Origin of the sequence: Parafrankia soli (genome assembly GCF_001854695.1) — a bacterium.
Taxonomy (GTDB): Bacteria; Actinomycetota; Actinomycetes; order Frankiales; family Frankiaceae; genus Parafrankia; species Parafrankia soli.
In genome coordinates this window covers 35,163-57,687 of sequence record NZ_MAXA01000114.1, presented here as the reverse complement: position 1 = coordinate 57,687, position 22,525 = coordinate 35,163, and the positions used below count along the sequence as shown (strand labels likewise).

General features: G+C 74.7%; 18 protein-coding genes. 12 read left to right on the top strand and 6 right to left on the bottom strand.

All coding sequences use genetic code 11. The features are described from left to right. Positions 1-16 precede the first annotated feature (16 nt). The 8 genes from BBK14_RS11750 to BBK14_RS11715 all read left to right on the top strand — a co-directional run bounded on the left by BBK14_RS11750 (position 17) and on the right by BBK14_RS11715 (position 6,312). Positions 17-1,321, top strand: a complete 1,305-nt coding sequence (locus tag BBK14_RS11750; RefSeq protein ID WP_071061882.1) for an NAD(P)/FAD-dependent oxidoreductase — start codon at positions 17-19, stop codon at positions 1,319-1,321. 167 nt (positions 1,322-1,488) lie between these two features. Further along, positions 1,489-3,054: a Gfo/Idh/MocA family protein gene (locus BBK14_RS11745; RefSeq protein WP_071061880.1), complete on the top strand. Its 1,566-nt coding sequence runs from the start codon at positions 1,489-1,491 to the stop codon at positions 3,052-3,054. A gap of 56 nt (positions 3,055-3,110) precedes the next feature. Next, positions 3,111-3,434 carry an Rv2175c family DNA-binding protein gene (locus tag BBK14_RS11740; RefSeq protein WP_041253898.1) on the top strand — a complete coding sequence of 108 codons (324 nt, stop codon included), beginning with the start codon at positions 3,111-3,113 and terminating at the stop codon, positions 3,432-3,434. Between the two features lie 60 nt (positions 3,435-3,494). Then, positions 3,495-3,782, top strand: a complete 288-nt coding sequence (gene thiS, locus BBK14_RS11735; protein WP_020459448.1) for a sulfur carrier protein ThiS — start codon at positions 3,495-3,497, stop codon at positions 3,780-3,782. Further along, entirely contained in the window at positions 3,763-4,452 is a 690-nt protein-coding gene (locus BBK14_RS11730; protein ID WP_071061878.1) for a thiamine phosphate synthase, read from the top strand. Before thiS ends, BBK14_RS11730 begins: the two co-directional genes overlap by 20 nt. Before the next feature lie 19 nt (positions 4,453-4,471). After that, the gene (locus BBK14_RS11725) at positions 4,472-4,912 is read left to right on the top strand and encodes a lycopene cyclase domain-containing protein (protein ID WP_112105910.1); all 441 of its coding nucleotides are present in this window, start codon (positions 4,472-4,474) and stop codon (positions 4,910-4,912) included. Further along, positions 4,909-5,211, top strand: a complete 303-nt coding sequence (locus BBK14_RS11720; RefSeq protein WP_071061876.1) for a lycopene cyclase domain-containing protein — start codon at positions 4,909-4,911, stop codon at positions 5,209-5,211. Before BBK14_RS11725 ends, BBK14_RS11720 begins: the two co-directional genes overlap by 4 nt. Positions 5,212-5,265: 54 nt before the next feature. After that, on the top strand, positions 5,266-6,312 hold the full coding sequence (locus BBK14_RS11715; protein WP_241831412.1) for a hypothetical protein: 1,047 nt from the start codon (positions 5,266-5,268) through the stop codon (positions 6,310-6,312). Between the two features lie 121 nt (positions 6,313-6,433). Here the strand turns inward: BBK14_RS11715 and BBK14_RS11710 are convergent, their stop codons facing one another. The 3 genes from BBK14_RS11710 to BBK14_RS11700 are packed head-to-tail and all read right to left on the bottom strand — an operon-like array spanning position 6,434 to position 14,068. Then, the gene (locus BBK14_RS11710) at positions 6,434-11,605 is read right to left on the bottom strand and encodes a hypothetical protein (protein ID WP_071061872.1); all 5,172 of its coding nucleotides are present in this window, start codon (positions 11,603-11,605) and stop codon (positions 6,434-6,436) included. Continuing rightward, entirely contained in the window at positions 11,598-12,551 is a 954-nt protein-coding gene (locus tag BBK14_RS11705; RefSeq protein WP_071061870.1) for a hypothetical protein, read from the bottom strand. The genes BBK14_RS11710 and BBK14_RS11705 overlap by 8 nt, the downstream gene beginning before the upstream one ends. 2 nt (positions 12,552-12,553) lie before the next feature. Further along, positions 12,554-14,068 (bottom strand): hypothetical protein, encoded by a 1,515-nt coding sequence (locus tag BBK14_RS11700; protein WP_071061868.1) that lies wholly within the window; start codon positions 14,066-14,068, stop codon positions 12,554-12,556. A 276-nt stretch (positions 14,069-14,344) separates the two neighbouring features. Between BBK14_RS11700 and BBK14_RS11695 the strand changes: the two genes are divergently transcribed. Both BBK14_RS11695 and BBK14_RS11690 read left to right on the top strand, forming a co-directional pair. Beyond that, positions 14,345-14,926 carry a TerD family protein gene (locus BBK14_RS11695; protein WP_071061866.1) on the top strand — a complete coding sequence of 194 codons (582 nt, stop codon included), beginning with the start codon at positions 14,345-14,347 and terminating at the stop codon, positions 14,924-14,926. 624 nt (positions 14,927-15,550) lie between these two features. Beyond that, on the top strand, positions 15,551-16,210 hold the full coding sequence (locus BBK14_RS11690) for a sulfotransferase family protein (protein WP_071061865.1): 660 nt from the start codon (positions 15,551-15,553) through the stop codon (positions 16,208-16,210). A gap of 169 nt (positions 16,211-16,379) precedes the next feature. On the opposite strand, the gene BBK14_RS11685 is transcribed toward BBK14_RS11690, so the two are convergent. Next, on the bottom strand, positions 16,380-16,658 hold the full coding sequence (locus tag BBK14_RS11685; protein ID WP_071061863.1) for a type II toxin-antitoxin system RelE family toxin: 279 nt from the start codon (positions 16,656-16,658) through the stop codon (positions 16,380-16,382). 315 nt (positions 16,659-16,973) lie between these two features. Here BBK14_RS11685 and BBK14_RS11680 point away from each other — a divergent pair, with 315 nt between their 5' ends. Beyond that, positions 16,974-17,681 carry an HAD family hydrolase gene (locus BBK14_RS11680; protein ID WP_071061861.1) on the top strand — a complete coding sequence of 236 codons (708 nt, stop codon included), beginning with the start codon at positions 16,974-16,976 and terminating at the stop codon, positions 17,679-17,681. Positions 17,682-17,813: 132 nt separating this feature from the next. Next, positions 17,814-18,230 (top strand): CoA-binding protein, encoded by a 417-nt coding sequence (locus BBK14_RS11675; protein WP_071061860.1) that lies wholly within the window; start codon positions 17,814-17,816, stop codon positions 18,228-18,230. A 69-nt stretch (positions 18,231-18,299) separates the two neighbouring features. Here the strand turns inward: BBK14_RS11675 and BBK14_RS11670 are convergent, their stop codons facing one another. Then, a complete protein-coding gene (locus BBK14_RS11670; protein ID WP_241831411.1) occupies positions 18,300-20,747 on the bottom strand; it encodes a hypothetical protein in 2,448 nt (815 codons plus the stop codon). Positions 20,748-20,837: 90 nt separating this feature from the next. Beyond that, complete coding sequence (locus BBK14_RS11665) at positions 20,838-22,505, bottom strand: glycosyltransferase family 2 protein (protein ID WP_071061856.1); 1,668 nt, start codon at positions 22,503-22,505, stop codon at positions 20,838-20,840. Between the last annotated feature and the right edge of the window lie 20 nt (positions 22,506-22,525).

The following is a 22,525-nucleotide window of genomic DNA, read 5'->3' as shown; positions in this document are numbered from 1 at the left end:
TGGAGCGGGTGGGCTGATGGATCGCGTCGTCGTCGTCGGTGGCGGGCTGGCCGGAGGGCGAGCGGTCGTCGAGCTCCGCGCCCAGGGCTTCGCGGGCACGATCACGTTGGTGGGCGCGGAGGAGCATCGGCCGTACGACCGGCCGCCGCTGTCGAAGGCGGTGCTGTCGGGGCGGACGGACGACACCACGCTGCCCTTCGACCTCGACGGCGTGGAGCTCCTGCTCGGCCGGCACGCGACCGGGCTGCGCCCGGGTGTGCTGGAGACCGACGGCGGCGCCGTCGAGTTCGACGGGCTGGTGCTCGCGACCGGCGCCGCCCCGGTGCGGCTGCCCGGCCCCGGCGAGCAGCGGGTGCTGCGCACCATCGACGACGCCCTCGCGCTGCGCGAGGCGCTGACCCCGGGTATCCGGCTGGCCATCGTCGGCGCGGGCTGGATCGGCGCCGAGGTCGCCACGCACGCGGCGTCCGCCGGCGCGGCCGTGACCGTCGTCGAGGCCGGCTCCGCGCCGCTGCTCGCGCTGGGTGCCGAGATCGGCGGGTACACGGTCCCCTGGTACGCCAAGGTGGGGATCGACCTGCGGCTCGGTGCCGCGGTCGACGAGATCCGGGCGGACGGGCTCGCGCTGGCCGGGGGCGAGTTCGTGCCTGCCGACGTGGTGGTCGTGGGAGTCGGCGTCCGCCCGGACGTCGCCTGGCTGGAGTCGTCGGGTCTGCAACTGGACCGCGGCGTCGTCGTCGACGAATGGCTGTCGGCGGTGCCCGGCGCCAGGGCGGCCGACGCCGGCGGGCCGGGCACGGCCGACGGGGCCGGCGGCTACCGGCCGGATTCGGTCGTCGCGGTGGGGGACTGCGCCGCGTGGTGGTCCCGGCGCTACGACCGCCGGTTGCGCGTCGAGCACTGGGAATGCGCCCAGGAGTCGCCGCGGGTCGCCGTGGCCACCCTGCTGCGTTCGCTGGCCGGCGGTGACGGGCCGGCGCAGGCCGGCGACCAGGCCGAGATCTACGATCCCGTCCCGTACTTCTGGTCGCAGCAGTTCGGGCGCATGATCCAGTTCGCCGGGATGCCCRGCGCGGACAGCACGCTGGTGCTGCGGGGGGATCCGACCGCCGTCGCGCCGGAGGGCGCGAAGCGGGCGCCGGGCTGGTCGGCGGGCTGGTTCGCCCCGGACGGCGAGCTGGTCGCTCTGGTGACCGTCGCCCGACCACTGGACATGGTCGCCGGCCGGCGGATGCTGCTCGCCGGCGTGGCGCCGGACGCCGAGCGGTTCGCGGACCCCGCGGTCGCGCTGAAGGAGCTCCAGCCCGCGCAGCCGGTGTGAGACGGGCGGCCGCCGGCCGCTCCGAGCGGCCGGCGGTCTTTGCCATGCCCGCAGTTGACTACTTTCCGTAAAAGTATTGTTTACTTTTTGTCGTGGAGTGCGTGGCGTGCTCGCGTGTCGTGAACCCACTGTTCCCGTCCGGGTGGGTTCTGACTAAAGTGCCCCCCGTGCCACGCATTCACCTGGTGTCGAACCTTCCCGGCGTGAATGCGCTCGGTGATCATCTACGGGCCGCCGGGCTCGGGCCGACGTCGGCCCGCTCGGCCGACGCGCTGCTCGTCCTCATCGACCGCCCGCTCGACCACGTCGAGCAGGAGCTGCTCGACCGGGCCCGGCAGTCCGTGCCCGTCCTGCTGGCCGGGCCGACCGTCCGGTCGCTGTCGCCGGACAGCCCGCTCATCGACGCCTCCGGGCTCACCCCCGGCCGGGTGACGCCCCTCTACGACCTGCCGCTGATCCCCGGTCCGGACGGCGCCGCCGTGGCCGCCCGCCTCGGGGACTTCCGGCCCCGGGAGTCCTGGGTCATCCCGGAGAAGGTGGCCGAGGACGTCGAACGGCTGCTCATGGTGCGCCACGAGATGGGGGAGCACCCGATCTGCACCTGGCGGCCGTCCACCGGCCTGGGCATCTTCACCCTCGGGGCCGGCGAGGAACTGCTCGCCGATCCCCGCTACCAGCGGCTCGTCGGCCGCTGGCTGCGCCACGCGCTCGGCGTGACCGACGCCGGGCCGGTCAAGGTCGGGCTCATCGGCGCCCCGGACGTCTTCGGCGTGCACATCGACGCCGTCGACGCCGTCGAGGGCCTGGAGCTGGCCGCCCTCTGCGACGGCGGGATGGCCCGCCCGCCCGGCCAGGACACCGACCGGCCGGCCCGCCGGGTCGACGACCCCGACGACCTGGTCAACGACGCCGAGCTCAACCTGGTGATCGTCGCGACCCCCACCCACACCCATGTCGAGTGGGCCCGCCGCGCGCTCGAGGCCGGCAAGCAGGTGGTCGTGCACGCCCCGATGTGCCTGTCGACCCACGAGGTGGACGAGCTGACCGAGCTCGCCCAGAGCCGCTCGCTGCTGCTCGCCGTCTACCCCGACGGCCGGGACGACCCAGGTCACCGGGCGATGCGCACGGCCGTGCACCGCGGGGACGTCGGCGAGGTGATGTGGATCGACGTCTTCTCCGGTGGCCTGCGGCGGCCCGCCGGCACCTGGCACGACGACGAGCGGATCAGCGGCGGGCTGATCTTCGACCGGGGCGCCGTGCAGCTCGGCCGCGTCCTCGATCTCGTCGACGACCAGGTCGAGTGGGTCAGCGCCTTCGGGCACAAGCGGGTGTGGCACCACGTCACGAACGTCGACCACGCCCGGGTGCTCCTCCACTTCGCCGGCGGCTGCGAGGCCCAGGTGACGATCTCGGACGTGGCCGCCGCCGCGCGGCCCGGCACCCAGGTGCTTGGCAGCATCGGCTCGTTGCTCGCCCACGACGCCCGCGACGCCCGCGACGGCCACGGCGGGGCGCCGCGGTCACTGCGGCTGCTCGCCCACGACGGGACGCGCACCGCGCTGCCGACCGGGCCGCACGACGCCACGAGGTTCCATCGCGAGCTCGCGGACTGCCTGGTCGCCGGCTGGCCACTGGCCGAGCACCAGCCGGAGGACGCCCGCCGGCTGGTCGCGGTGCTCGAGGCGGCCCGCAGGTCGGCGGCGGCCGGCGGCGCGCAGATGGCGCCCGGCTGACCAGCCCGGCGCAGGGGCCAAAGCAAACCGGAACGCAACGGTGTTTACTGTTGACCATGGATTGGCTGAACGTGCCCGACGTGGCCGAGAGTCTGGGAGTGCCCGTCACCCGGGTGCGCCAGATGGTGCGCGACCGCACCCTTCTGGCCCGGCGGGTGGACGGCGTGCTCAAGGTGCCCGCGGCGTTCATCCAGGACGGCGCGGTGGTCAAGGGCCTGCCCGGGTTGCTCACGCTGCTCTTCGACGCCGGCTACAACGACGACGAGGCCCTCGACTGGCTGTTCCGGGAGGATCCGAGCCTGCCGGGCACCCCGGTTCAGGCGCTGGCCGAGAACCGCGGCAAAGAGGTCAGGCGGCGCGCGCAGGCGCTGGGGTTCTGAACCGGGCCGGCCCGCCGAACCCGCCCGGCCAGGGGCGCCCGCTCCCGTAGGGTCGGGTGCATGGCCGATCGTCCGAACCGGGCGGAGCTCGATCCGTCCCCGGGAGCAGCAGCCGTCAGCACCGCCCCGGCCGGTGGCCCGGGCGGCGCGCGGATCGTCGTCAACGGGCAGCCGCGGGAGGTGCCCGCCGGGCTCGCCCTGCCGGACCTGCTCGTCCAGCTCGGGCTGCGGCCCGGCTCGGTGGTCGTGGAACTGCGCGGCACCGCGCTCACCCCGTCGGAGATGCCTTCGGTCCACCTGGCCGACGGCGACACACTGGAGATCGTCCGTGCCGTCGCCGGGGGCTGAGTCGCTGCGCGCGCGTCGGATGGCCCGCCTCCTCGACGCCCGCCTCTACCTGTGCACCGCGCGTCGCGGCGACGAGGGAAGCTTCCTCGAGGACGTGCTCGGCCTGCCGGGCGCGCCCGCCGTCGACCTCGTCCAGCTCCGGGAGAAGGGGCTGGAGTGGCGCGAGGAGCTCGCCGGGCTGGCCCGGATGCGGGAGGCCGCGGACCGGGTCGGTGCCCTGGTCAGCGCCAACGACCGGGCCGACGTCGCCGCCTTCGCGGGCGTCGACATCCTGCATGTGGGGCAGGACGACATCCCGCCGCGGCTGGCGCGGACCATCGTCGGGGCGGACGCGCTCATCGGGCTGTCCACGCACGATCCCGAGCAGTTCCTGGCCGCGCTCGCGGACCCGGACGTCGACTACGTGTGTGTCGGCCCGGTGCACGCCACGCCGACCAAGGAGGGCCGTCCACCGGTCGGGATGGGCCTGCCGCGGCTCGCCGCGCGGCACGCCCCGCCGTTCGAGCCGGGGGCCAAACCCTGGTTCGTCACCGGCGGTGTGGACGCGCGGACCCTGAACGCCATCCTCGAGACCGGCGCGCGCCGGGTCGTGGTGGTGCGGGGCATCACCGAGGCCGCGGATCCGGGAGCCGCCGCCACCGCGCTCGCCGAACGCCTGCGCTCGGCCTGACCGGGGGAGGGCGTCCGCGGTGAGCCGCCTCGGTCACTTCGGCGGTCTGGGCCACTTCAGCTACCTCGCCGTGCTGCTGGGGTGCCTGGTGGCGACGGCGCCGCTGGAGATCCTGCTGCGGACGAGGGTGTATGCGCGCCCCCGCCGCCTCCTGCTGTCGGTGGCGCCGGTGCTGGTCGTCTTCGTCGGGTGGGATCTGTACGCGATCGCGCGCGGCCACTGGGCGTTCGACCCGCGGCGCACCACCGGGGTGCTGCTGCCCGGCGGCCTCCCGCTCGACGAGGTCCTCTTCTTCGTCGTGGTCCCCGTGTGTGCCGTGCTCGCGCTGGAGGCCGTGCGCGCCGTCACCGGCTGGCAGGCGGGCGACGAGCGGGCTGGCGCCGAGCAGGTGGACGGCGAGCAGGTGGACGGCGAGCGTGCCGGCGACAGGCCGGCGGACGGGGCCCGCGGCCCGGGATGAGCTACACCGCGCTGGCCGTCGTGGGCGTCGTCGTGAGCGTGCTGCTGGACCTGCGGATCCTGCGTACCCGGCTGCTCACCCGCCGGCTGTTCTGGACGGCCTACGCGATCATCGTCTTCTTCCAGCTCGTCACGAACGGCATCCTGACCGGCTTCGACATCGTCGTGTACGACCCGGACGCGATCGCCGGGCCCCGCCTCGTGTTCGCGCCGGTCGAGGACCTGCTGTTCGGGTTCGCGTTGGTAACCCAGACGCTGGTGTGGTGGGTTTGGTGGGGACTTCGTCACGGAAACGAGTGAATCGGGGTCCTGTATCCACTTTTGGGCCTACGCTCGGACCCAATGGAACAACGGATGGCGGACGAGATCAGTCCCGCTGGCCGGCACCGTTCTCCCTGGGGGCGCTCCAAACGGATCCTCCCCATCCGGTGGKGGCGGGTCGCGGCCGCGGTGGGGGCCGCGGCGGCCCTGGCCACGACCCTGTTCCTGATCCACAACAGCGGGTCGGGGCCGGCGTCCGCGGTGCGGGACCCGGCCGGTGCGCGGACCAGCATCGTCGTGTCGACCTCCGTCGCGTCCCCGCCGGTTCCCTCGCCGACGGCGAACGGCCCCGTCCCCGTCGGGGCGTTCGGGGCATCCGGGCCGCCCGAGCCCGTGGAGAGCTCCGGGGTCTCGGCGTCTCCCGAACCGTCCCAGGCGGGCGGCACGTCCGCGCCGGCTCGCCCGGGAGCGGGCACGGGCGGCCCGCGCGGGACCCCGCCGGCCGGGCCGGCGATCGGGCTGAGCCGCACCGACGTCGACTTCGGCGAGGTGGAGTCGACGATCAGGCTCGACGTGCTCGGCGTCGGGACGTCACCGGCGCGCGTGCGCGTTGGCGACACGCCCGGGTGGGTCAGCGTCGTCCCGGGGCAGGACGTCGTCGGTCCGGGCGCGCAGGTGCCGCTCGTGGTCACCCTCGACCGGGCGGTGGCTCCGCCGGGCTCGATCGACCTGGACGTCCCGGTCTCGGCCGTCGACGGCTCCGGCGGCGGGAACCTGCGGATCACCGCGCGGGTCTCCGGGGCACCGGGGCTCAGCGGCGTCTCGGCCGCGCCGACCACGATCCTCCCCAGCGGCTGCGCCGGTGATCAGGGCACCACACAGGCGACAGTGACCGCCACGGTCGTCGACCCGACGGGCGTCCTCGGCGTCGAGGTGCGCACCCGGGCGCCGGACGGACAGGCCACCACCACCCCGCTCCAACTGGGCACGGCGGTGGACGACCGGTCGACCTGGTCCGGGCCGATCGGGCCGGTGCCGGCGGCGGGGACGATCACCTACACCGTGGTGGCGACCGACCTCGACGGCCGGAGCTCGACGACCGACGGGTCCGTCGAGGTGCGCCCCTGCCCGGCCGGCTGACCGCCGGAGGCCTGCGGCTGACCGCCGGAACGGCGCCGCCCGGCTCGGGGGGTGCCGGGCGGCGCGGGCTCATGGTCTCATCCGCCGGGCGCGGGACCAAGGCTCGGTGCGGACTCGATGCTCACGGTCCCGTATGCGCGTTCGCGGCGGCGGGATCGGACCGGTCCCCGTTCGTGGCGGCGATGGCCTCCCGGCCGGTCCCGGCCGGCGCTGATCTCGTGGCTGGCACTGATGCCGTGGCTGGCGGGCCGGGTGCTGTCCGGCGGAACAGGCGGCTGGCGGTGATCACTCCGGCCGCGCCGCCCGCGGCGACGTCCGGCGGGGTCAGTCCCGGGCGCAGTCGTTCCTGTACCCGCAGATACTTCATCCCGGCCCGCAGGTCGGCGTCGTTGCGGAGCCGGATGACGAGGGTGAAGGCGCTCAGCGCGGTGGTGTCGAACAGGCCGGTGGTGTAGATCAGCTGCACTCCGAGCCGATCGGCCACCGCGAGCTGCAGGTCCAGCAGGTAGGCGGCGCTGGCCCGTCCGATCGGGTTGTCGAGGAAGAGGACGCCGGCGTGCCGGGCGCGCAGCCGTCCACGGTCGTTGGCCCGCAGCGCGGCCATGGTGCAGTACAGGATGATCGCCGCGGTGAGCTGCTGGCCGCCGGAGAACACGTCGCCGAGCTGGGAGACCCGCACCCGCTCGGTGCGCAGCACCGCGTCCGGCTTGAGGATCTCGACCCGCACCCCGCCCGGGAGCGCGGCGCGGACGCCGCGCAGCAGCAGCGTCATGCCGTCCCGGCGGGCCCCGGCCGTACCGGGCCCGCCGGGGGAGACCGCGACGGTACCTGTGGACGCCGGCCCTGGGGTGGCCGAACCGCGCGCGGCGGCGTCCACCACCTCGCCGAGCGCGTCGGTGAGCGCCACCGGGTCCGGCTCGGCGAAGGTGATGCGCAGGAACTCCTGGCCCGACCAGTCGCCGAGCCGGTCGGGTAGCCGGGACAGCCGCTGCGCCGAGCGCAGCGTGCCCAGCGAGGCCCGCACCATGCCCTCGAGCCGGGCCACGATCGCGGCCCGGTTGCGGCCGATGTGCGCCAGGTCGTCGTCGAGGCTGCGCAGGCGCGGCGCGAGAGCCGCGGCCCAGTCGGCGGCGTTCGCGGCCACGGCGTCCCGGCCGGCCCGCACCATCTGCCGGCGGGCCGGCGAACGGACGGACTCGAACCGGTCGGTGGCGGCCCAGGCCGCCACGGCGTCGGCGGCGGCCCGCACCCGTCCCGCCGCCTCGCCGTGCGCCGCCACCGCCTGCCGCCAGGACGACCGCAGCTCGCGGGCCATCGCCGTGGCCGCGGCCGTGTCCCCGTCGAACGCCTCCACGCCGCCCGGCCATCCGGCGGAGCCAGCCGGCGCGGCAACGGCGCCGTTGCCGCGTCCGACGCTGGTGCCTGTGGCGTCTCCGGCATTGGTGCCCGCGCGGCCTCCGGTGCTGGTGCCCGCGCGGCCTCCGACGTCGGCGTCCGCACGTTCGCCGACGCCGGTGTCGGAACGCTCGCCGGCACCCGTGCGCTCGCTCGTGCCGGCTACGGCCGACTCGGCGTCCGCGCGCAGCTCGGACAGCGTCTCGGTGACGAGACCGAAGGCGTCCACCTCACGTTCGTGCGCCGCGGCGTGGCGCTCCAGCTCGTCCAGCGCGTCCCGGGCCGCCCGGACGGCGGCCTCCGACTCGTGCAGCGTCTCGACGGCGGCCCGGTGCGCGTCCCGCGACTGCTCCATCGTGGCGGGGCCCTCGTCCCGCGCGAGTGGCCGCGCTCCGGCGTCGGTCACCTCGGCGGCGGTGTGGCGCAGCTCCTGCCGCAGTCCGCCGAGCCGCTCCCGCGCCGCGTCGAGCTCGCGGCCGAGGTCGGCCGCGACGCGCCGGGACGCGGCCTGGGCGGTCACCCGCGCTGCCGCGTCGCCGCCGTTCGGACCGGCCAGCAGCGCCGCCGAGCGGGTGCGGACGGCGGCGGGCAGCCCCTCCACGGCACCGCGTGCCGCCGCCTGCGCCCGCCGCGCGCGATCCAGTTCGCCGCGGAGGTCCGCACCCACCTCGACCTGCGCGTACGCCCGCTCGGCCGACTCGTAGACAGCGCGCAGCAGCGGAACCTGCGGCGGCGGCCCGCCCGCTCCGGGCCCGGCTCCGTAGCCTCCGTGGCCGTCCCCGGCGCCGTCCGCGCCGTGGATGTCGCTGTCGATGTTGCCGCTGTCGATGTCGGCGCTGTCGATGTCTCCGCCGCCGACCACCTCGGCCGACTCCGCCCGCGCCACCCGGGCGTTGCGCGCGGCGTCGTCGGCCCGCCGCAGCGCGTCCTGCGCCGCCGCCCGCGCTGCCGCGGCCCGGGCGCGGTGCTCCTCGGCCTCGGTGGACCGCTCGGCCGCGGTCGCCTCCAGCCGCGTGATCTCGCTGTCGGCTCCCACCGACTCCCCGACGGCGCGGACGAGCAGGTCGAGCGCGGCGGCGCGGGCCGTGCGCTCCTCCTCCACCGCACGCAGGCGTTCGACCTCGGCGACCGCCCGCTCGGCGGCGCGGACGGCCTCCCCGACCAGCTCGCGGGCGGCCGCCAGCGCGTTCTCGGCGACGTCGACCGCGTCCTGGCCGGCGCGGGCGGCGGCACGCAGCCCCGCGACCCGTCCCGGCGGGTTGGACCGGCGCCAGCCGGCGACCGCCGCGGCGAGCTCGCGGTCAGCCCGCGCCCGCGCGCTCAGCTCGGCCGCCTGCGCGCTGCGCTCCTCGTGTCGACGCCGGACGGACTCCCGCTCGGCCGCGGCGGCGGCCCGGTCGTACAGCGCCGGGTTCGGCGGGACGAGGAACGCCCGCCCGCGAAGAGGGCCCGCGGGGTCGGCGTTGTCAGGGTGGTCGGTGTGGCTGGGCGACGCCGCGTCCGACAGCAGCTCGGCGGCACCGACGACGATCGCGCAGTCGGGGAGCAGCCGAGCCGCGGCCAGCGCGGCGTGCGCCGCGCCGACGTCCCAGCCGGCCGGCACGACGACGCCGTCCACCAGATCGGGGCGGGCCGCGAGCACGCGCTCGCGTTCGGTCGCGGCGACCGCCCGGGAGAGGTGCTGCCATCCGGAGACCGCGGGGATGCCGGCCCGGGTCAGCACCGCGAGGACGTCGCCGACCGCCGGTCGCGCCGGCCGCAGGTCCCCGTCACCGAGCGCGTTGAGCACCCGCAGGTCCGCCTCCGCGTCGACGGACAGCGCCAGCTGGCGTTCCTCGGCGGCCAGGACCGCCGCCGCGAGCGCGTCCAGCGCGGCGGGCGCGTCGGTGTCCAGGTCCACCGCATCGAGGTGGTGCGCGGCATCGAGCTGGTCCGGCTCGTCCGGTCCGGTACCGAGGCCCAGCAGGGCGGCGATCCGGCCGTCGGCGGTCAGCGCGCGTGCCCCGGCCAGTGCCTGCTCGAGCTCGCTCGTGAGCCGGGTGAGCTCGGCGCGCGCGGTGTCCAGCTCGCGTTCGGCGGCGCGGGCGCCGTCCTGGGCCCGTTCCCGGTCCGTGGAGCGGGTCGCGGCCGCGAGCGCGTCCTGGACGGCGGCGCGCGCCTCCTCCGCCGCCCGCGCGGCCTCGGCGGCCGCCGACTGGGGATCGATGTCAGCGGAGGGGAGCAGGCCGTCCCGGACCGCCTCGGCCAGCACCCGCGCGGACCGGGCGCGTCGCTCGCGCAGCGCCGCCGCGCCCGCGCGTGCCGTGGCCGCTCCGTCGGCGGCGACACGGTCCGCCGCCGCGGCCGACTCGGCGGCCAGATCGTGGGCCGCGGCGGCCGCGCGCGCCCGGCTCTCCTCCGCATCGGAGGCGGCCGCGAGCCGGGACAACCCGACGACCAGGGCACGGGCGGCGGCGTCCCGGTCGGCCAGGGCCGGCGCCGAGCGGGACTCGGCCTCCTCGACGAGCCGGGTCAGCCGCCCGGCCTCGCTCGAGGCGGCCGCGTGCCGGAGGACGTCCTCGGCGGCGCGCCACGCGTCCAGCTCCTCGTTGGCCTCCGCGAAACGCTCGACAAGCTCGTCGCGGGTCGCCTCGGCCTCGGCCAGCCGCAGCTCGGAGACCCGCAGCCGCGCCGCGAGCTCGGTGTCGACCGCGCGCCGCCGGGCCCGCTCGGCCTCCTCGACGGCGTCCCGGCCGGACTGGCCGCGGGCATCCAGCTCGACCGCCCCCACGCGGTCGAGCGCGATCCGCGCCTCGACGGCCCCGGCCGCGCCGCGCACCGTCGTCAGCAGAGTCCGCAGCCCCGCCGCGGACTCCACACGCGCCCCGACCGCCTCGACCAGCGGGTCGAGCCGTTCGAGCGCGCCGGCGACGAACTCCCGCTCGGCGTCGAGTGCCGCCCGCTCGGCGAGCTTCGCCGCGTAGCCGTCGACGACCTCGGCGACGCCGGCGGGATCCTCCGGCGGGGTGACGGCGCGTAGCAGGAAGTCGACGAACTGCTCGTCGCTGTTGAACGCGAACGCCTCCGCGGCCTCTCCCTCGCCCGCGTTCATCGCCCGCTGGTAGCGGAACAGCTCCGGGTCCAGGCCGATGGCGTCGAGGTTCTCGCTCCAGGCGCCCTGGTTCGTCTCCCAGGTCATCGCCAGCTTCGGGTCCGCCGCGCCGGCCTCGGCCAGCCGGGTGCGGAAGCCGGCGAGCGTGATCAGCCGTCCGTCGCGGACGAGGGGGAGGCTGGCGATGTCCAGCTCCGCGCTCGGCCGGAAGGAGTACCAGGCCTCGGCGAGGCGGGACGCGTCCCCCGTCGCCCGCCCGCGCCACTCGCTGACCTTGCCGGTGACGACCCGTTCCCCGGTGACGGCGTGCTGCCACTCGCAGACGACATGCCCGCAGTCCCGGGCGAGGACGAAGTTGTCCAGCACACGGCCGTTCGAGGTGCCCACGACCTGCCGCCGGCCGGGGAGCACCACCGAAAAGATCAACTTCATCAGGACGCTCTTGCCGCCGCCGTTCTCCAGGAACAGCACAGACGCGGGCGACGGCCGGACCGGGCGGCTCGACTGGCCAGCCTGACCAGGCTGAACGGCCGGTACGGCGGTGTCGGTCACCCCGCCGGCAGCGACAGCGCCGGGAGTCCTCAGGCTGGGTGCGCTCCCGTCGGGCGGGGGCGCGCCGCCGGCCCGTTGTGCCGTGTCCTCACTGTTACCGTCCGTCTCCGGGACGGCCACGCCGGCGCTGAAGAGCGCATCCTGGCGGTGTCCGGTGACCGGCGCTCCTACCCCGGAGAAGTCGAGAAGAACATCGCCGAACCGCGCCCCGGGCGGCCCGATCGAATGGAGTCGCACCCTGGAGAGCTCAAACATCGTCCGCCTCCGGTGCCACGCGCTGTGGCCCGCTCGTTCTGCCTGCCTCGGTTCCGGGCAGGACGGGCTCGGCCGCGAGCACCCGGACACCCCCCGAGCCGTCGGCCACCGTCACGACGCCGAGGTCGAGCAGTTCCTCGAGCGCCGCGTCGGCCGCCAGCTCGCGCACCTGTATCTGGTAGCGCGCCGTGGTGCGAAACGTGCCGCCGGCCTGCTCACTCACCGGCACCAGGCAGCCGGAGTCGGCGAGGAAGCCCATCGCCCGGGCGATGATCCCGGTGGTCGACCCGGCGAGCCGGCGGGCGTCGCGGGTCGTTCCCGCCGCCGGGCGGCGCGAGTACAGGCGCCAGGCGGCCTCGAGCGTCCGTCGGCCGTCCCCCGGGTCGGTCTCGGTGTCCGGGTCGGCGGCGACCCGCTCCTCGAGCAGCCGGCAGGCCTCGCGGACGAACGCGTCCACGCCCTCGACACTGACCCGGCCCACATAGGAGTCGTCGAGCAGATCGGCCGGGCGGGGGAACGCGAGCGCGGCGACGGCGAGCTGCGCGACCGCGTGCAGGAGGCGCTCGGCCGACCGGTGTTCCCCGCCAGCCCGCCGCGCGTAGTCCGTCATCCGGACGGTGAAGGCGGAGTCCTCAGCTCCCGCGACCACCAGGCCCGCCCGCTCCGCCACGTCCAGGACGACCAGCCCGAGACCACCGGCGACAGCCTGGGTCAGCGCCGCGAACTCCTGGTCCCGCAGATGCCGGCGCACGAGCTCGGCGTACGTCCCGTCCCGTGCCGGCACCAGCTTCGGCCGCAGGCCGTAGGCGATCAGGCGGGCCGCGTCGAACGCGTCGCCGTGCTCGCGCCGGGCATCCCGCTCGGGGGCAGTGGGGGCCTCGAGACGAGGGCTGGCCGCGCCCGGGGTGTGCTCCAGCGCGGCGATGGGCTCATGGGTGGCTGTCACGACTATTTCCGGATCATGGTGGGTGGGGGAGCGGGGCCGCCGGCATCGGTGCCCTCGGCGCCGATGCGCACCCGGCCGACGAGGAGGTCGGAGCCACCGAACCAGGGGTCATCCAGTTCGACGCCGTCGTCGACGGCGACCGACACAACGTCGTCCCCCTGGCGCGCGGCGGCGGAGACCTGCGGGCTCAGCGCGTGCGCGGCGAGCAGCACCACCAGCTCGGCCACGTCCGCGCCACCCGCCCGCCTGGCCTGCGCGAGGAGCTCCGACAGTCGCCGCGGCGCCTCCGGCGCGATCTCCAGGATGGCCGTCGCGGCCGACCAGGTCTCGTCGTCGAACCGTGCCGGCTCGCGCAGCGAGACCAGGTCCGCCTCGACCACCGGAGGCCCGAGCACCTCCTGTTCGGCGGGTGGCGCCAGAAGCCCGTCGACCAGATCGACGAGGCGTACGGCCCGAGGCGTGCGCACTCCCACGGCTGCCGGGAAGAAGGCAGTGGCCGGAGCCGCCGCCGCCACCGGCAGAGCCAGGACGGGCATCAGGACCTGCGTGTAGAGGTCGATCCCGTCGCGCGCGGGAACATCCGCGAACTGCTGGCGGTCCTGCTCGGCGCGGAAGACCGCGCCCGCCTCGAGCAGCCGCGCCTGGAGCTGGGTGTGGCGGCGGACGCAGTCCGCCACGATCGCGACCAGCTCGGCGGCCTGCCGCTTGTGATCGGCGTCGTCGGCCGCGTCGCGGTACCGCCGAATGTGGGTCAGGATCGCGTTCTCGTGCCGGTACCGCTGCTCGACGTGGCTGAGTGCCTCATCCAGCAGCACCGGTACCGCGCGCAGCCAGTCGACCGCCAGCACGTTGCGCCGCGTCGCGTCGAGCTGTCGGCGCAGCTGCTCGGCGTACTGGACGGTCCGGTACCGCGCCGATTCCGCCGCCGTTCTGGCGTCGGCCAGCCGGCCGCGGCGGATCAGGTTGTCCAGCGTCACCTCGGCCGCGATCTGCGCGGAGGTCACGTCCGTGTCCAGCGCGCCGACGAGGACGGTCACCGCCTCGTCCGTGGCGCGCAGATACAGCTCGCCGCCGCTGCCCGTCAGCTCGACGAGCAGCTTGAAGTCGAACCGCCGGCGCACGTAGCGGCCGTCGGCCCGGTAGGTGCCGTAGATGACGTCGAACCCGCGGTCGACGCTGCCGACGTTGATCAGGTTGCTCAGCACCCACCGGGCGACCCGCTCGTGCTCGGCGCGGGGCCGGTCGGGTGCCTGGTCGGCGGCCAGCGGGACGAGCTTGCGTAGCACCTGCTCGTGGTCCGCGCCCCGGTCGAAGTCCATGGCCACGGTGACCAGGTCGATGGCGTGCAGCGCGAGCTCGGCCATCGCGTAGACGTCGAAGTCGGCGCCCTCCAGGTACGACTTCCTGGCGTCCAGGTCGTGCAGCGGCTGGGTGAGCGCGAGCGCCTTGCGGCGCCGGGTCATCCCGGTGTCGGCGACCGCCGCGGGCGCGACGGTCGCGATGGTTCCGGGGTTCATCGACTGGCCCGGTCCCGGCCGACCAGGTGACGCGGCACGACACGGGCCGTCCCGGCCGAGTCCGGCGGCGCCTGGCGGATCTCCATCTCTGGCACCCTAGCCGGGCGCCGATCCTGCCCCGCGCGGGCAGGTGTGGTCCTGGCCAGGGCATGCGCGAACCAACCCACCGGTGCGTGCGCCGGCCTGAATCCGGGGCGGCACAACGAAGTGAGGTCGGAACGAGACAAGTGCGGGGAGGGGATGCCGCGGGCCCGAGCTCGGGACTACGCTCACGACATGTCATCGGTGTCGCTGTCCAAAGGCGGCAATGTCTCGCTCAGCAAGGTCGCGCCCAACCTGACGGCTGTTACCGTCGGTCTCGGTTGGCAGGTCCGTCAGACCACCGGCGCGCCGTACGACCTCGATGCCTCGGCGATCGTCGTGGGTGATTCGGGCCGTGTGCTGTCGGACAGCCACTTTGTGTTCTTCAACAACCTGGTCAGCCCGGACGGCGCCGTGACCCACCTGGGGGACAACCTCGTAGGCGGCGGCGGGGGCGACGACGAGCAGATCAACGTCGATCTCCGGATCCTCTCCCCGCAGGCCAGCAAGGTGGTCTTCGCGGTTTCGATCTACGACGCGGACGCCCGGCGGCAGACCTTCGGCCAGGTCCGCGAGGCCTTCATCCGGGTGGCGGACGCGACGACCGGCGCCGAGGTCGCCCGGTACGACCTCACCGAGGACGCCTCGACCGAGACCGCGATGATCTTCGGTGAGCTCTACCGCTACGGCGTTGAGTGGAAGTTCCGGGCCGTCGGGCAGGGCTACGCGTCCGGCCTGCGCGGAATCGCGCTCGACTTCGGCGTCAACGTCTCCTAGCAGGCTGTTCCGGCGTCTGCCGGCGGGCCGCTCCCGGGCTGCGGGAAGCCGGGAGCGGCCCGCCGGCGGCGCCCGGTGGCTCGCCCCTGGGCGTCCGCGCCGCGGGCGGGTCGTTTGTCGAAAAGCAGTCTGCCGTGCTGCGGTCTCTGGCACGATGGCCGCATGGTGTCTGGAGAGACTCCGAGGCGGCCTGCCGCCGTGCAACTCGGCCCGCGCGGGCTTGCGCGAGGCTTGCCGCCACTGCTGGCCCGGCTGATCGTGTGCGGCCCGGATCTCCGCTCTCGGCCCCGCCACCACCCCCTATTCACGAGTGGCCCGTAACCGTCACGTCGCGGGTCGGCTGTCACTTCTCTCGAGCGACTGTCGCGGTGCTTCYAGCGGGCGTTGTCGCGTGTTTGTTTCTCTGTGTCCGGCCGTCTCGAACGTGGCGCGGGGCGAGCATTTCGGAGATAGTCTGCGGGTGAATGTCATTCTGCGGTAATTCCCGGATTTTCCCTCGGGATCCGGGTAATTGGCCGAGAGCGAAGCGCCATCAAAACTCCGGGCTACCGGTTGAGGAAATCAGTGTTGGACCAATGCTGGAATAGTCGCTATTCTTGCCTCCGGATCTTCTGAGGAGGAACATTGGTCGAGGTCATCGGTGTGGGTTTCGGGCGCACCGGAACGCTCTCGCTCAAGGCGGCTCTCGAACAGCTCGGCCACGGCCCCTGTCATCACATGGACGAGGTCCTCTCCCGCCGGGAGACGGTTGCCGACTGGATAGCGGCGGCAGAGGGCGGCGCCGCGGACTGGGATGCCCTGTACCGCGACTACCGGTCGACGGTCGACTGGCCGGGAGCCTTCTTCTGGCGCGAGCTCGTCGCGCACTACCCGTCGGCCCGGGTCATCCTGACGGTCCGGGATCCCGGGAAGTGGTACCAGAGCGTCTCGAGCACGCTGTTCCGGGCCGGCTCGGCGCGGCCGACGGTCGCGAACCCCGAGGCGACGCGGGTCATGAAGATGATGGACCTGATCGTGTGGGACGGCGTCTTCAAGGGCCGCTTCCAGGACAGGGAACACGCGCTGCAGGCGTTCGAGGAGCACAGCGAGGCGGTACGCCGTGAGATTCCGGCCGACCGCCTGCTGGTTTTCGACGTCGCCCAGGGCTGGGGTCCGCTGTGTGAATTCCTCGACGTGCCGGTGCCTGCCGGTGAGTTCCCGCGGCTGAACGACCAGGAAACCTACGCGGCGAAGCACCGCGCGCGGCTCGCCGCGGCGATGAACCGGGGCGCCCCGCCTGCGTGAAAATACCCAGCTAGGCCGGTCGATCCGGTGGCGGAGCGCTCAGGGGTGACAGATCCCTGCGCGCGGCCACGGGTGGGAATGGCGTCGTCGGCGGGCATCGTCCCGTGGGCGAGCGAGAAACAACGAAGCCGCCCGGTCGGCGTGTCGCCGATTCGGGGGGCCGCCGTTCTCAGAATGGCAGCCGGGACGGGGTGTGTCGGCGTCCGACAATCATCACGCGTACCGTCCGTGTGTTCGCGTCCACCCGGTACAGCACCCGCCAACCGCGCCCCGTCGCCTCGAACATGCCCACCTGGCTCTCGCCGGCGAGCGGCGTCCCGGCCTTGCGGGGATCGTTGCGCAGCGGCCCGTCCAGGAACCGGCGTACCTCGGCGCTGAGCAGCTCGGGCAGCTTCGCCAGATCCCGCTCCGCCGAGGGGGAGAGCGTCACCTCGTGCTTGTCGCTCATCCGCGGACGTCGGCCGGGGCAGGGTGGCGCGTCGGGGCAGGGCGGCGTGATGCGGCCTGGGCGTAGGTGACCTGGCCGTGGGCGGCGTGGGCGAACGCGGCCTGGCCGGCTGCCGCCTGGGCGGATGGCGAGGGGATCGACGTCTCCGGGCCGGTCCGCCGGCGCCCGGCAGGCGCTGGAACGCTGTGCGCGTTGTGCATTTCCTGACCTTAACGTTTCGGGCTCGCCGATCGCCGGGTCATGTCACACCGGCAGGCACGGCCCCGCCAGGAGGACACGGCCCCGCCAGGAGGAGCGGCCCGGCAGGATGGGCGGGTGGCTCTCCCTCCCGCGCCGGTCACCGTCCAGGCCGTCATCTTCGATCTCGACGGTGTGCTGATCGATTCTGAGCAGGTGTGGGACGAGGTCCGGCGGGCCTTCGTGGCCGAGCGCGGGGGCCGCTGGGCGGCCGACAGCACCGCCCTGATGATGGGGATGTCCACCGCGGAGTGGTCCGGGTACCTGCTCGAGCTGGGTGCCGGTGACAGCGCGGAGGAGATCGCGGCCGAGGTACGCAGCCGGGTCGCGGCACGCTACGGCGACGCGCCGCCGCTGCTCCCGGGCGCCGTGGCGGCGGTGCGGGCGCTCGCGGAGCGCTGGCCACTCGGCGTGGCGAGCTCGTCCCCGCGGACGCTCATCGAGCTGGTGCTGGACCGCGCCGGCCTGGCGGGGGAGTTCCGCCAGGTCGTCTCCTCCGAGGAGGTCGCCCGGGGCAAGCCCGCGCCCGACGTGTACCTGGAAGCCGTCCGCCGGATGCGGGTGCCGGACGGCACGGCGGCCGGTGTGGTGGTCGCCGTCGAGGACTCGGCGAACGGCCTGCGGGCGGCCTCGGCCGCGGGCCTCGCCGTCGTGGCCGTCCCGAACGAGCACTTCCCGCCCGACACGGACGCTCTGGCGCTGGCGTCGGCCCGCGTCGACGGAGTCGCGGGGCTCACCGCCCAGGTCGTCCTCGCCGCCGCGGAGCACCACACGACCCGCACCTGACCGACCTGTACGACGGCCGGCCTGTACGACGACTTTCCTGACCGGCCCGGACGGCGGCTGATCTGACCGGCCTTGCCGGCGCGTCGGCGAGGCCGCGGGATTGTCCGTGCTGGCCCAGGGGTTGGAACGTCCATGACGGAGAACACGGATGCGGTCAAGCGCAGGGTCCTCGCCGACACCGAGGTCTGGGCGGTTGTCGGGCTGTCCGAGAACACCTCGCGCGCGGCCTATGGCGTGGCCGGGTACCTGCGCAGACACGGGAAGCGGACGATCCCGGTGCACCCGTCGGCGCCGGTGGTCGCCGGCGAGCAGGGGTACGCGACGCTCAGCGAGATCCCGTTCCCGGTGGACGTGGTGGATCTCTTCGTCCGTTCCGACCTGGTCGGCGAGGTCATCGACGAGGCGGTGAAGATCGGCGCCGGTGCCGTCTRGACGCAGCTGGACGTCCGGGACGAGGCCGCGCAGGCACGCGCCCGTGACGCCGGGCTCGACGTGGTCGTGGACGCCTGCCCCCGCATCGACGGGCCCCGTCTGCTGGGCTGGCGCTAGCCAACACCGGCACCCGGCCCACAGCGGCACCATGCCTGGCCGGGCACCCGGCCTGATCAGGCCGGATGATCAACCGGGGAACGTCGGATCGTCCCCGGCGTCGGGCTCGACCTTCGTGGGCGGCGCCGTCGGGTCGTCCCAGGCGTTCGCCGCGGCCGGGCCGCGCGCCGCGGGTCGGCTGCCCGGGGTGGGCATCCGGGCGTCCGGGCCGAGGCTCACGGGCCGGCGTTGCGGCGTGCTTCGTCCGGACGGCGTCTCAGGGGCGGCCCCGCCGGCCGCGGCGGGACGCGATCGGCGGTTCCTCGCCTCGAGCGTGACCCCGGGCGCACGTTTCGGCAGCGGCGGTGTGCCGGACGGGTTCTGCCGCCGCGCCGCCGCCGCGCCCGGGTTCGGCCCGCTCCGGAGAGGGGCCGGCCTGGCCGACGCCGCCGGCGGGATCGGATCCGTCGGCGGGTTCGGTGCCGGCGGGTTCGGTGTCGTCGGGTTCGGTGTCGTCGGCGGGATGGGTCTGGCCGGCGTGGCCGGCCTCGTGGGCCCGCCCTCGCGATGATCGCCGTGGCCAGCCGGGGCCACGCGGCCCGGCGGCGCGCCGAGACCGCCGAGGCTGAACGGGGCGTCCGGATCGGCGCGATCGCCTGGCGCGCCGAAACCGGTCGCGCCGCCGCCGTCAGGGCCGGTCTCGGTGGCGCTGAGCGTGTCAGCACCGGTCGGGTCACCGTCGGTGTCAGGGTCGGCCGCGCCGAGGCCGGTCGGGCCGGGAGGCGTACGCCAGGGGGTCTCGGCGGCCTCGCGCCGCTCACGCCACGCGACGACCAGCAGGTGGCCCTGGTGGACGGCGAGCGCGGCTGCCGGCGGCAGCAGGAACAGCGCCGGCAGCAGATACCGGTAGTCGAAGCAGACGGTGGCCGCCGGCACGATGATCATCGTTGCCCCGGCGGCGACCAGGAACAGGCAGTCGGCGCCGGTGCGCCGGCGTTCCGCGGTCAGGTCGTGCCAGCGGGCACGCCCGTCACCCCCACGCAGGCCCGCCGGGACGACCCGCGGCAGCGCGGCCAGGCAGGAGAGCAGGCCGAGGACACCGGCCACGGCGAGGGCCGGGCCGGGGGTGAAGCCCCGGCTCTGGTAGGCCCGCAGATAGCCGGCCCACGGCTCGATCACGGTCCGATCCGGCCGGTCGGCCTCCCCGTGCAGGCCCAGCAGCGGCTCGTCGTTGTGCAGGTAGCGGGGCTCGTCCGCGGTCGGGAAGCGCCAGGTGGCGTCCGGCCAGTCCCGGGGCCCGACGCGGCGTCCCGGCTCGAAGTAGTGCGCGATGTCGGAGCCGACCATGCGCAGGTAGTCAACGGGCTGCCGGGTGATGACCTGCCGCGAGAAGTCGTTCAGCAGCCGGTCGCGTTCGTCGACGGGGACGTCGAGCTGATTGCTCGGGCTGTTGCGGTCCCACACGTAGTAGCTCGGGTCGGGCCGCTCGCCGACCGGGTGCGGGGAGCACAGCGAGAGCTGGCTGGGCTCGAGGTCGAGCTGGCCGCAGTCGGCGATCGGGGCGACCCGGCCGTACAGCCAGGCGGCGTCGCCCCCGGTGAGCCCGATCTTCCCGTGCGAGGACTGGAACCAGGACGCGTACGCGATCAGCGGCGCGGCCAGGAAGACGGCGAAGACCCCGAGCCGCAGCCAGCCGACCCGGCGCAGCACCACGTAGCCGAAGGCCAGCAGGCCGATGGCCACGCCGATCGTGCGCACCAGGCCCGACGCGCCGAGGAGCAGGCCGGCCAGGGCGAACGCCCATACCGACGGCCGGCGCGACCACATCAGGGCGACGACCGCGGCGACGAGGAGGACGGCGAAGAGCGTCTCGGCCATCACGAAGTGCTCGATCACGATCTGGTAGGCGTCGAGCAGGATCGGTGCGGTGGCGAGCGCGGCGATCGGCGGGGCCACCCTGCGGTGGACGAGCAGCACGTAGAGGGCCGTCGCGAGCAGGATCCCGAGCACGTGCTGTACCAGGGGGACAACCCACAGGTCGGCCCCGGTCTCGGTCAGTGCGCGCAGGAACGCCGGGTAGCCGGCCGGGCGCATCGGGTCCGGTTCTGACAGCCGGGTAAGTCGGATGTACGCGTACGAGTCGCCGTTGAACTCGAAGACGGGCCGGTAGGCATAGGTGGTGACGAGCCGCAGTACGACGCCGGCGAGCAGGAAAACTCCGAACACGGAGTGCCGGGCGAGCGGGGAGCGCCGTCCGGTAGCTGACCGCCGGCGGAAGCGCCCGCGCCGGTTCAGCCCGGAGCGGGGCTCGGCCTCGAAGCCGGGCTCGAGCTCGAAGCCGGGCTCGAGCCCGGACGGGCCCGCGGCCGGCCCCAGGGCGGCGTGGCGGCCGGAGCCGCCCTCGTCGTCACCGGTAGCCGGGCTCACGGCGGGCGTGGTCCAGGCGTCGCCGTCGCCGGGTCGGGATCGGCCAGGGGCCTCCAGCGCGCCGCGGGGTCCGGAGGCGTGGAGCTGTCCAGGTGCCGTCACGGCACCCATGGTCCACGATCGTTCCGCGGAATTGTCCAAATGGTCCCCTTTGGGCCCCCGATTGTGTATGTGGATCACGGTAAGACCCGATCGGAGTGGTCAGTGCTGGTGGGCGGGAATTCCACCGAGGACAGGTGCGGGCGCGGCGAGGAACGCCGCATCCTCGTCGTTCTCATGACTTTCCGGGCCCGTGCGGGTAGCCGGACCGGCTCCGCCGTCTGGCGTCGGCGTCCCGACCGGGCCCGGCGCCCCGACCGGCCCGGGGGCGCGGTCACCGGCCGCCGCGTCGTCGCCCGGCTCGGCCGCCACCGGCCTCGCGGCCGGCGGGGGATCGGCTGGCGGGGGATCGGCCGGCGACGCTGAGGACGGCGAGACTGCGGATGGCGACGCGCCGGTGGCCGCGGCTGAGACGGCGGGTCCGGTCGCGGGTGCCCAGCCGGCCCGGCGGTGGCCGCCGCTCGGCCCGGCCGTCACCAGCCGCAGGAAGAACGACCCGAAGGCGGTCTGCGCGCCGAGCACCATCAGCGACATGGCGAGCAGGGCGGGGCGCAGCTCGTTGAGCGGCCCCATCGAGTTCGCCAGCCATCGGGCGAGTATGACGCAGTCGATCGCGAAGCCGACGGTGAACAGGATCCCGCCGGCCGCCAGGCCCCGCTCGAGCGTGAAACGCCGGTGGATCGACGTCAGCGGCCAGCGGCGGCGCTCCTGCCACCCCGCGGCATGGTTGTGGACGTCGGCGAAGACACCGAGAAGCACCAACTGCCAACCGAGGATCGCGATCAGCGCGAACAGCACGGAGAAGTGCAGGTCGAGCCGGTGGAACCCGACATCGAGCGAACCGGGCAGGAGCGCCAGCTGGCCGGCCGTGCCCAGCCCGAACAGGACCAGACCCGGCAGGACGAACAGGTGCCTGGGCGCCAGCAGCAGCATGAACCGCAGGTGGCGCCAGCCGTCCCGCAGTGAGTGGAGCTTCGACGCCCCGACCCGCGGGTGGTAGGTGATCGGCACCTCCTCGATCCGCAGCTCGGCTCGACGGGCGGCGATGACGAGCTCGGAGGCGAGCTCCATGCCCTCGCAGCGCAGCCGCATCCGCCGGTAGGCGTCCTTGGTGAAGGCCCGCATCCCGGAGTGGGCGTCGGACGAGCGGACGTCGAACAGGCGGTTGAGGATGCCGGTGAGGAGCGGGTTGCCGACGTATCGGTGCAGCCAGGGCATGGCGCCGGGCAGGATCTCACCGGCGAACCGGGAACCCAGCACGTAGTCGGCGCGCCCGGCGCGCAGCGGGGCGAGCAGCGCGCCGAGGTCGGCGAAGTCGTAGGTGTCGTCGGAGTCGCCCATGACCAGGAACCGGCCGTGCGCGGCGGCGAAGCCGGCGAGATAGGCGTTGCCGTAGCCACGCCGTGACTCGGCGACGACGCGCGCGCCGGCCGCGGTCGCCACCGCCGCGGAGCCGTCGGTCGAACCGTTGTCGACGACGACGACCTCGCCGACGACTCCGGCGGCGGCCAGCCCGGCCAGCGCCTTGCGGACGCAGACGCCGACCGACTCGGCCTCGTTCAGGCACGGCATGACGACGGAGACGTCGAGGCGGTCGGCGGGATCACCGTCATCGGCGGAGTCGGCGACGGCGGTGCCGGTGACAGCGGTGCCTGCGACGGCTACATCGGCGACGGTGGCATCGGCGCGGGCGCCGTGGAGGCCGCCGGCGGCGAGCGGGCCGGCGGTCTCCGGCAGCGGACCGCCGGTGGTGCGCGAGTCGTTCACCATGCGTGACCCCCCACAGGCCA

Excerpts from the sequence above, each read along its gene's own strand:
- BBK14_RS11740 (WP_041253898.1), top strand. The coding sequence starts at position 3,111 with ATGGATTGGCTGAACGTGCCCGACGTGGCCGAGAGTCTGGGAGTGCCC.
- thiS (WP_020459448.1), top strand. The coding sequence starts at position 3,495 with ATGGCCGATCGTCCGAACCGGGCGGAGCTCGATCCGTCCCCGGGAGCA.
- BBK14_RS11720 (WP_071061876.1), top strand. The coding sequence starts at position 4,909 with ATGAGCTACACCGCGCTGGCCGTCGTGGGCGTCGTCGTGAGCGTGCTG.
- BBK14_RS11710 (WP_071061872.1), bottom strand. The coding sequence starts at position 11,605 with ATGTTTGAGCTCTCCAGGGTGCGACTCCATTCGATCGGGCCGCCCGGG.
- BBK14_RS11700 (WP_071061868.1), bottom strand. The coding sequence starts at position 14,068 with ATGAACCCCGGAACCATCGCGACCGTCGCGCCCGCGGCGGTCGCCGAC.
- BBK14_RS11695 (WP_071061866.1), top strand. The coding sequence starts at position 14,345 with ATGTCATCGGTGTCGCTGTCCAAAGGCGGCAATGTCTCGCTCAGCAAG.
- BBK14_RS11685 (WP_071061863.1), bottom strand. The coding sequence starts at position 16,658 with ATGAGCGACAAGCACGAGGTGACGCTCTCCCCCTCGGCGGAGCGGGAT.
- BBK14_RS11670 (WP_241831411.1), bottom strand. The coding sequence starts at position 20,747 with ATGGGTGCCGTGACGGCACCTGGACAGCTCCACGCCTCCGGACCCCGC.
- BBK14_RS11665 (WP_071061856.1), bottom strand. The coding sequence starts at position 22,505 with ATGGTGAACGACTCGCGCACCACCGGCGGTCCGCTGCCGGAGACCGCC.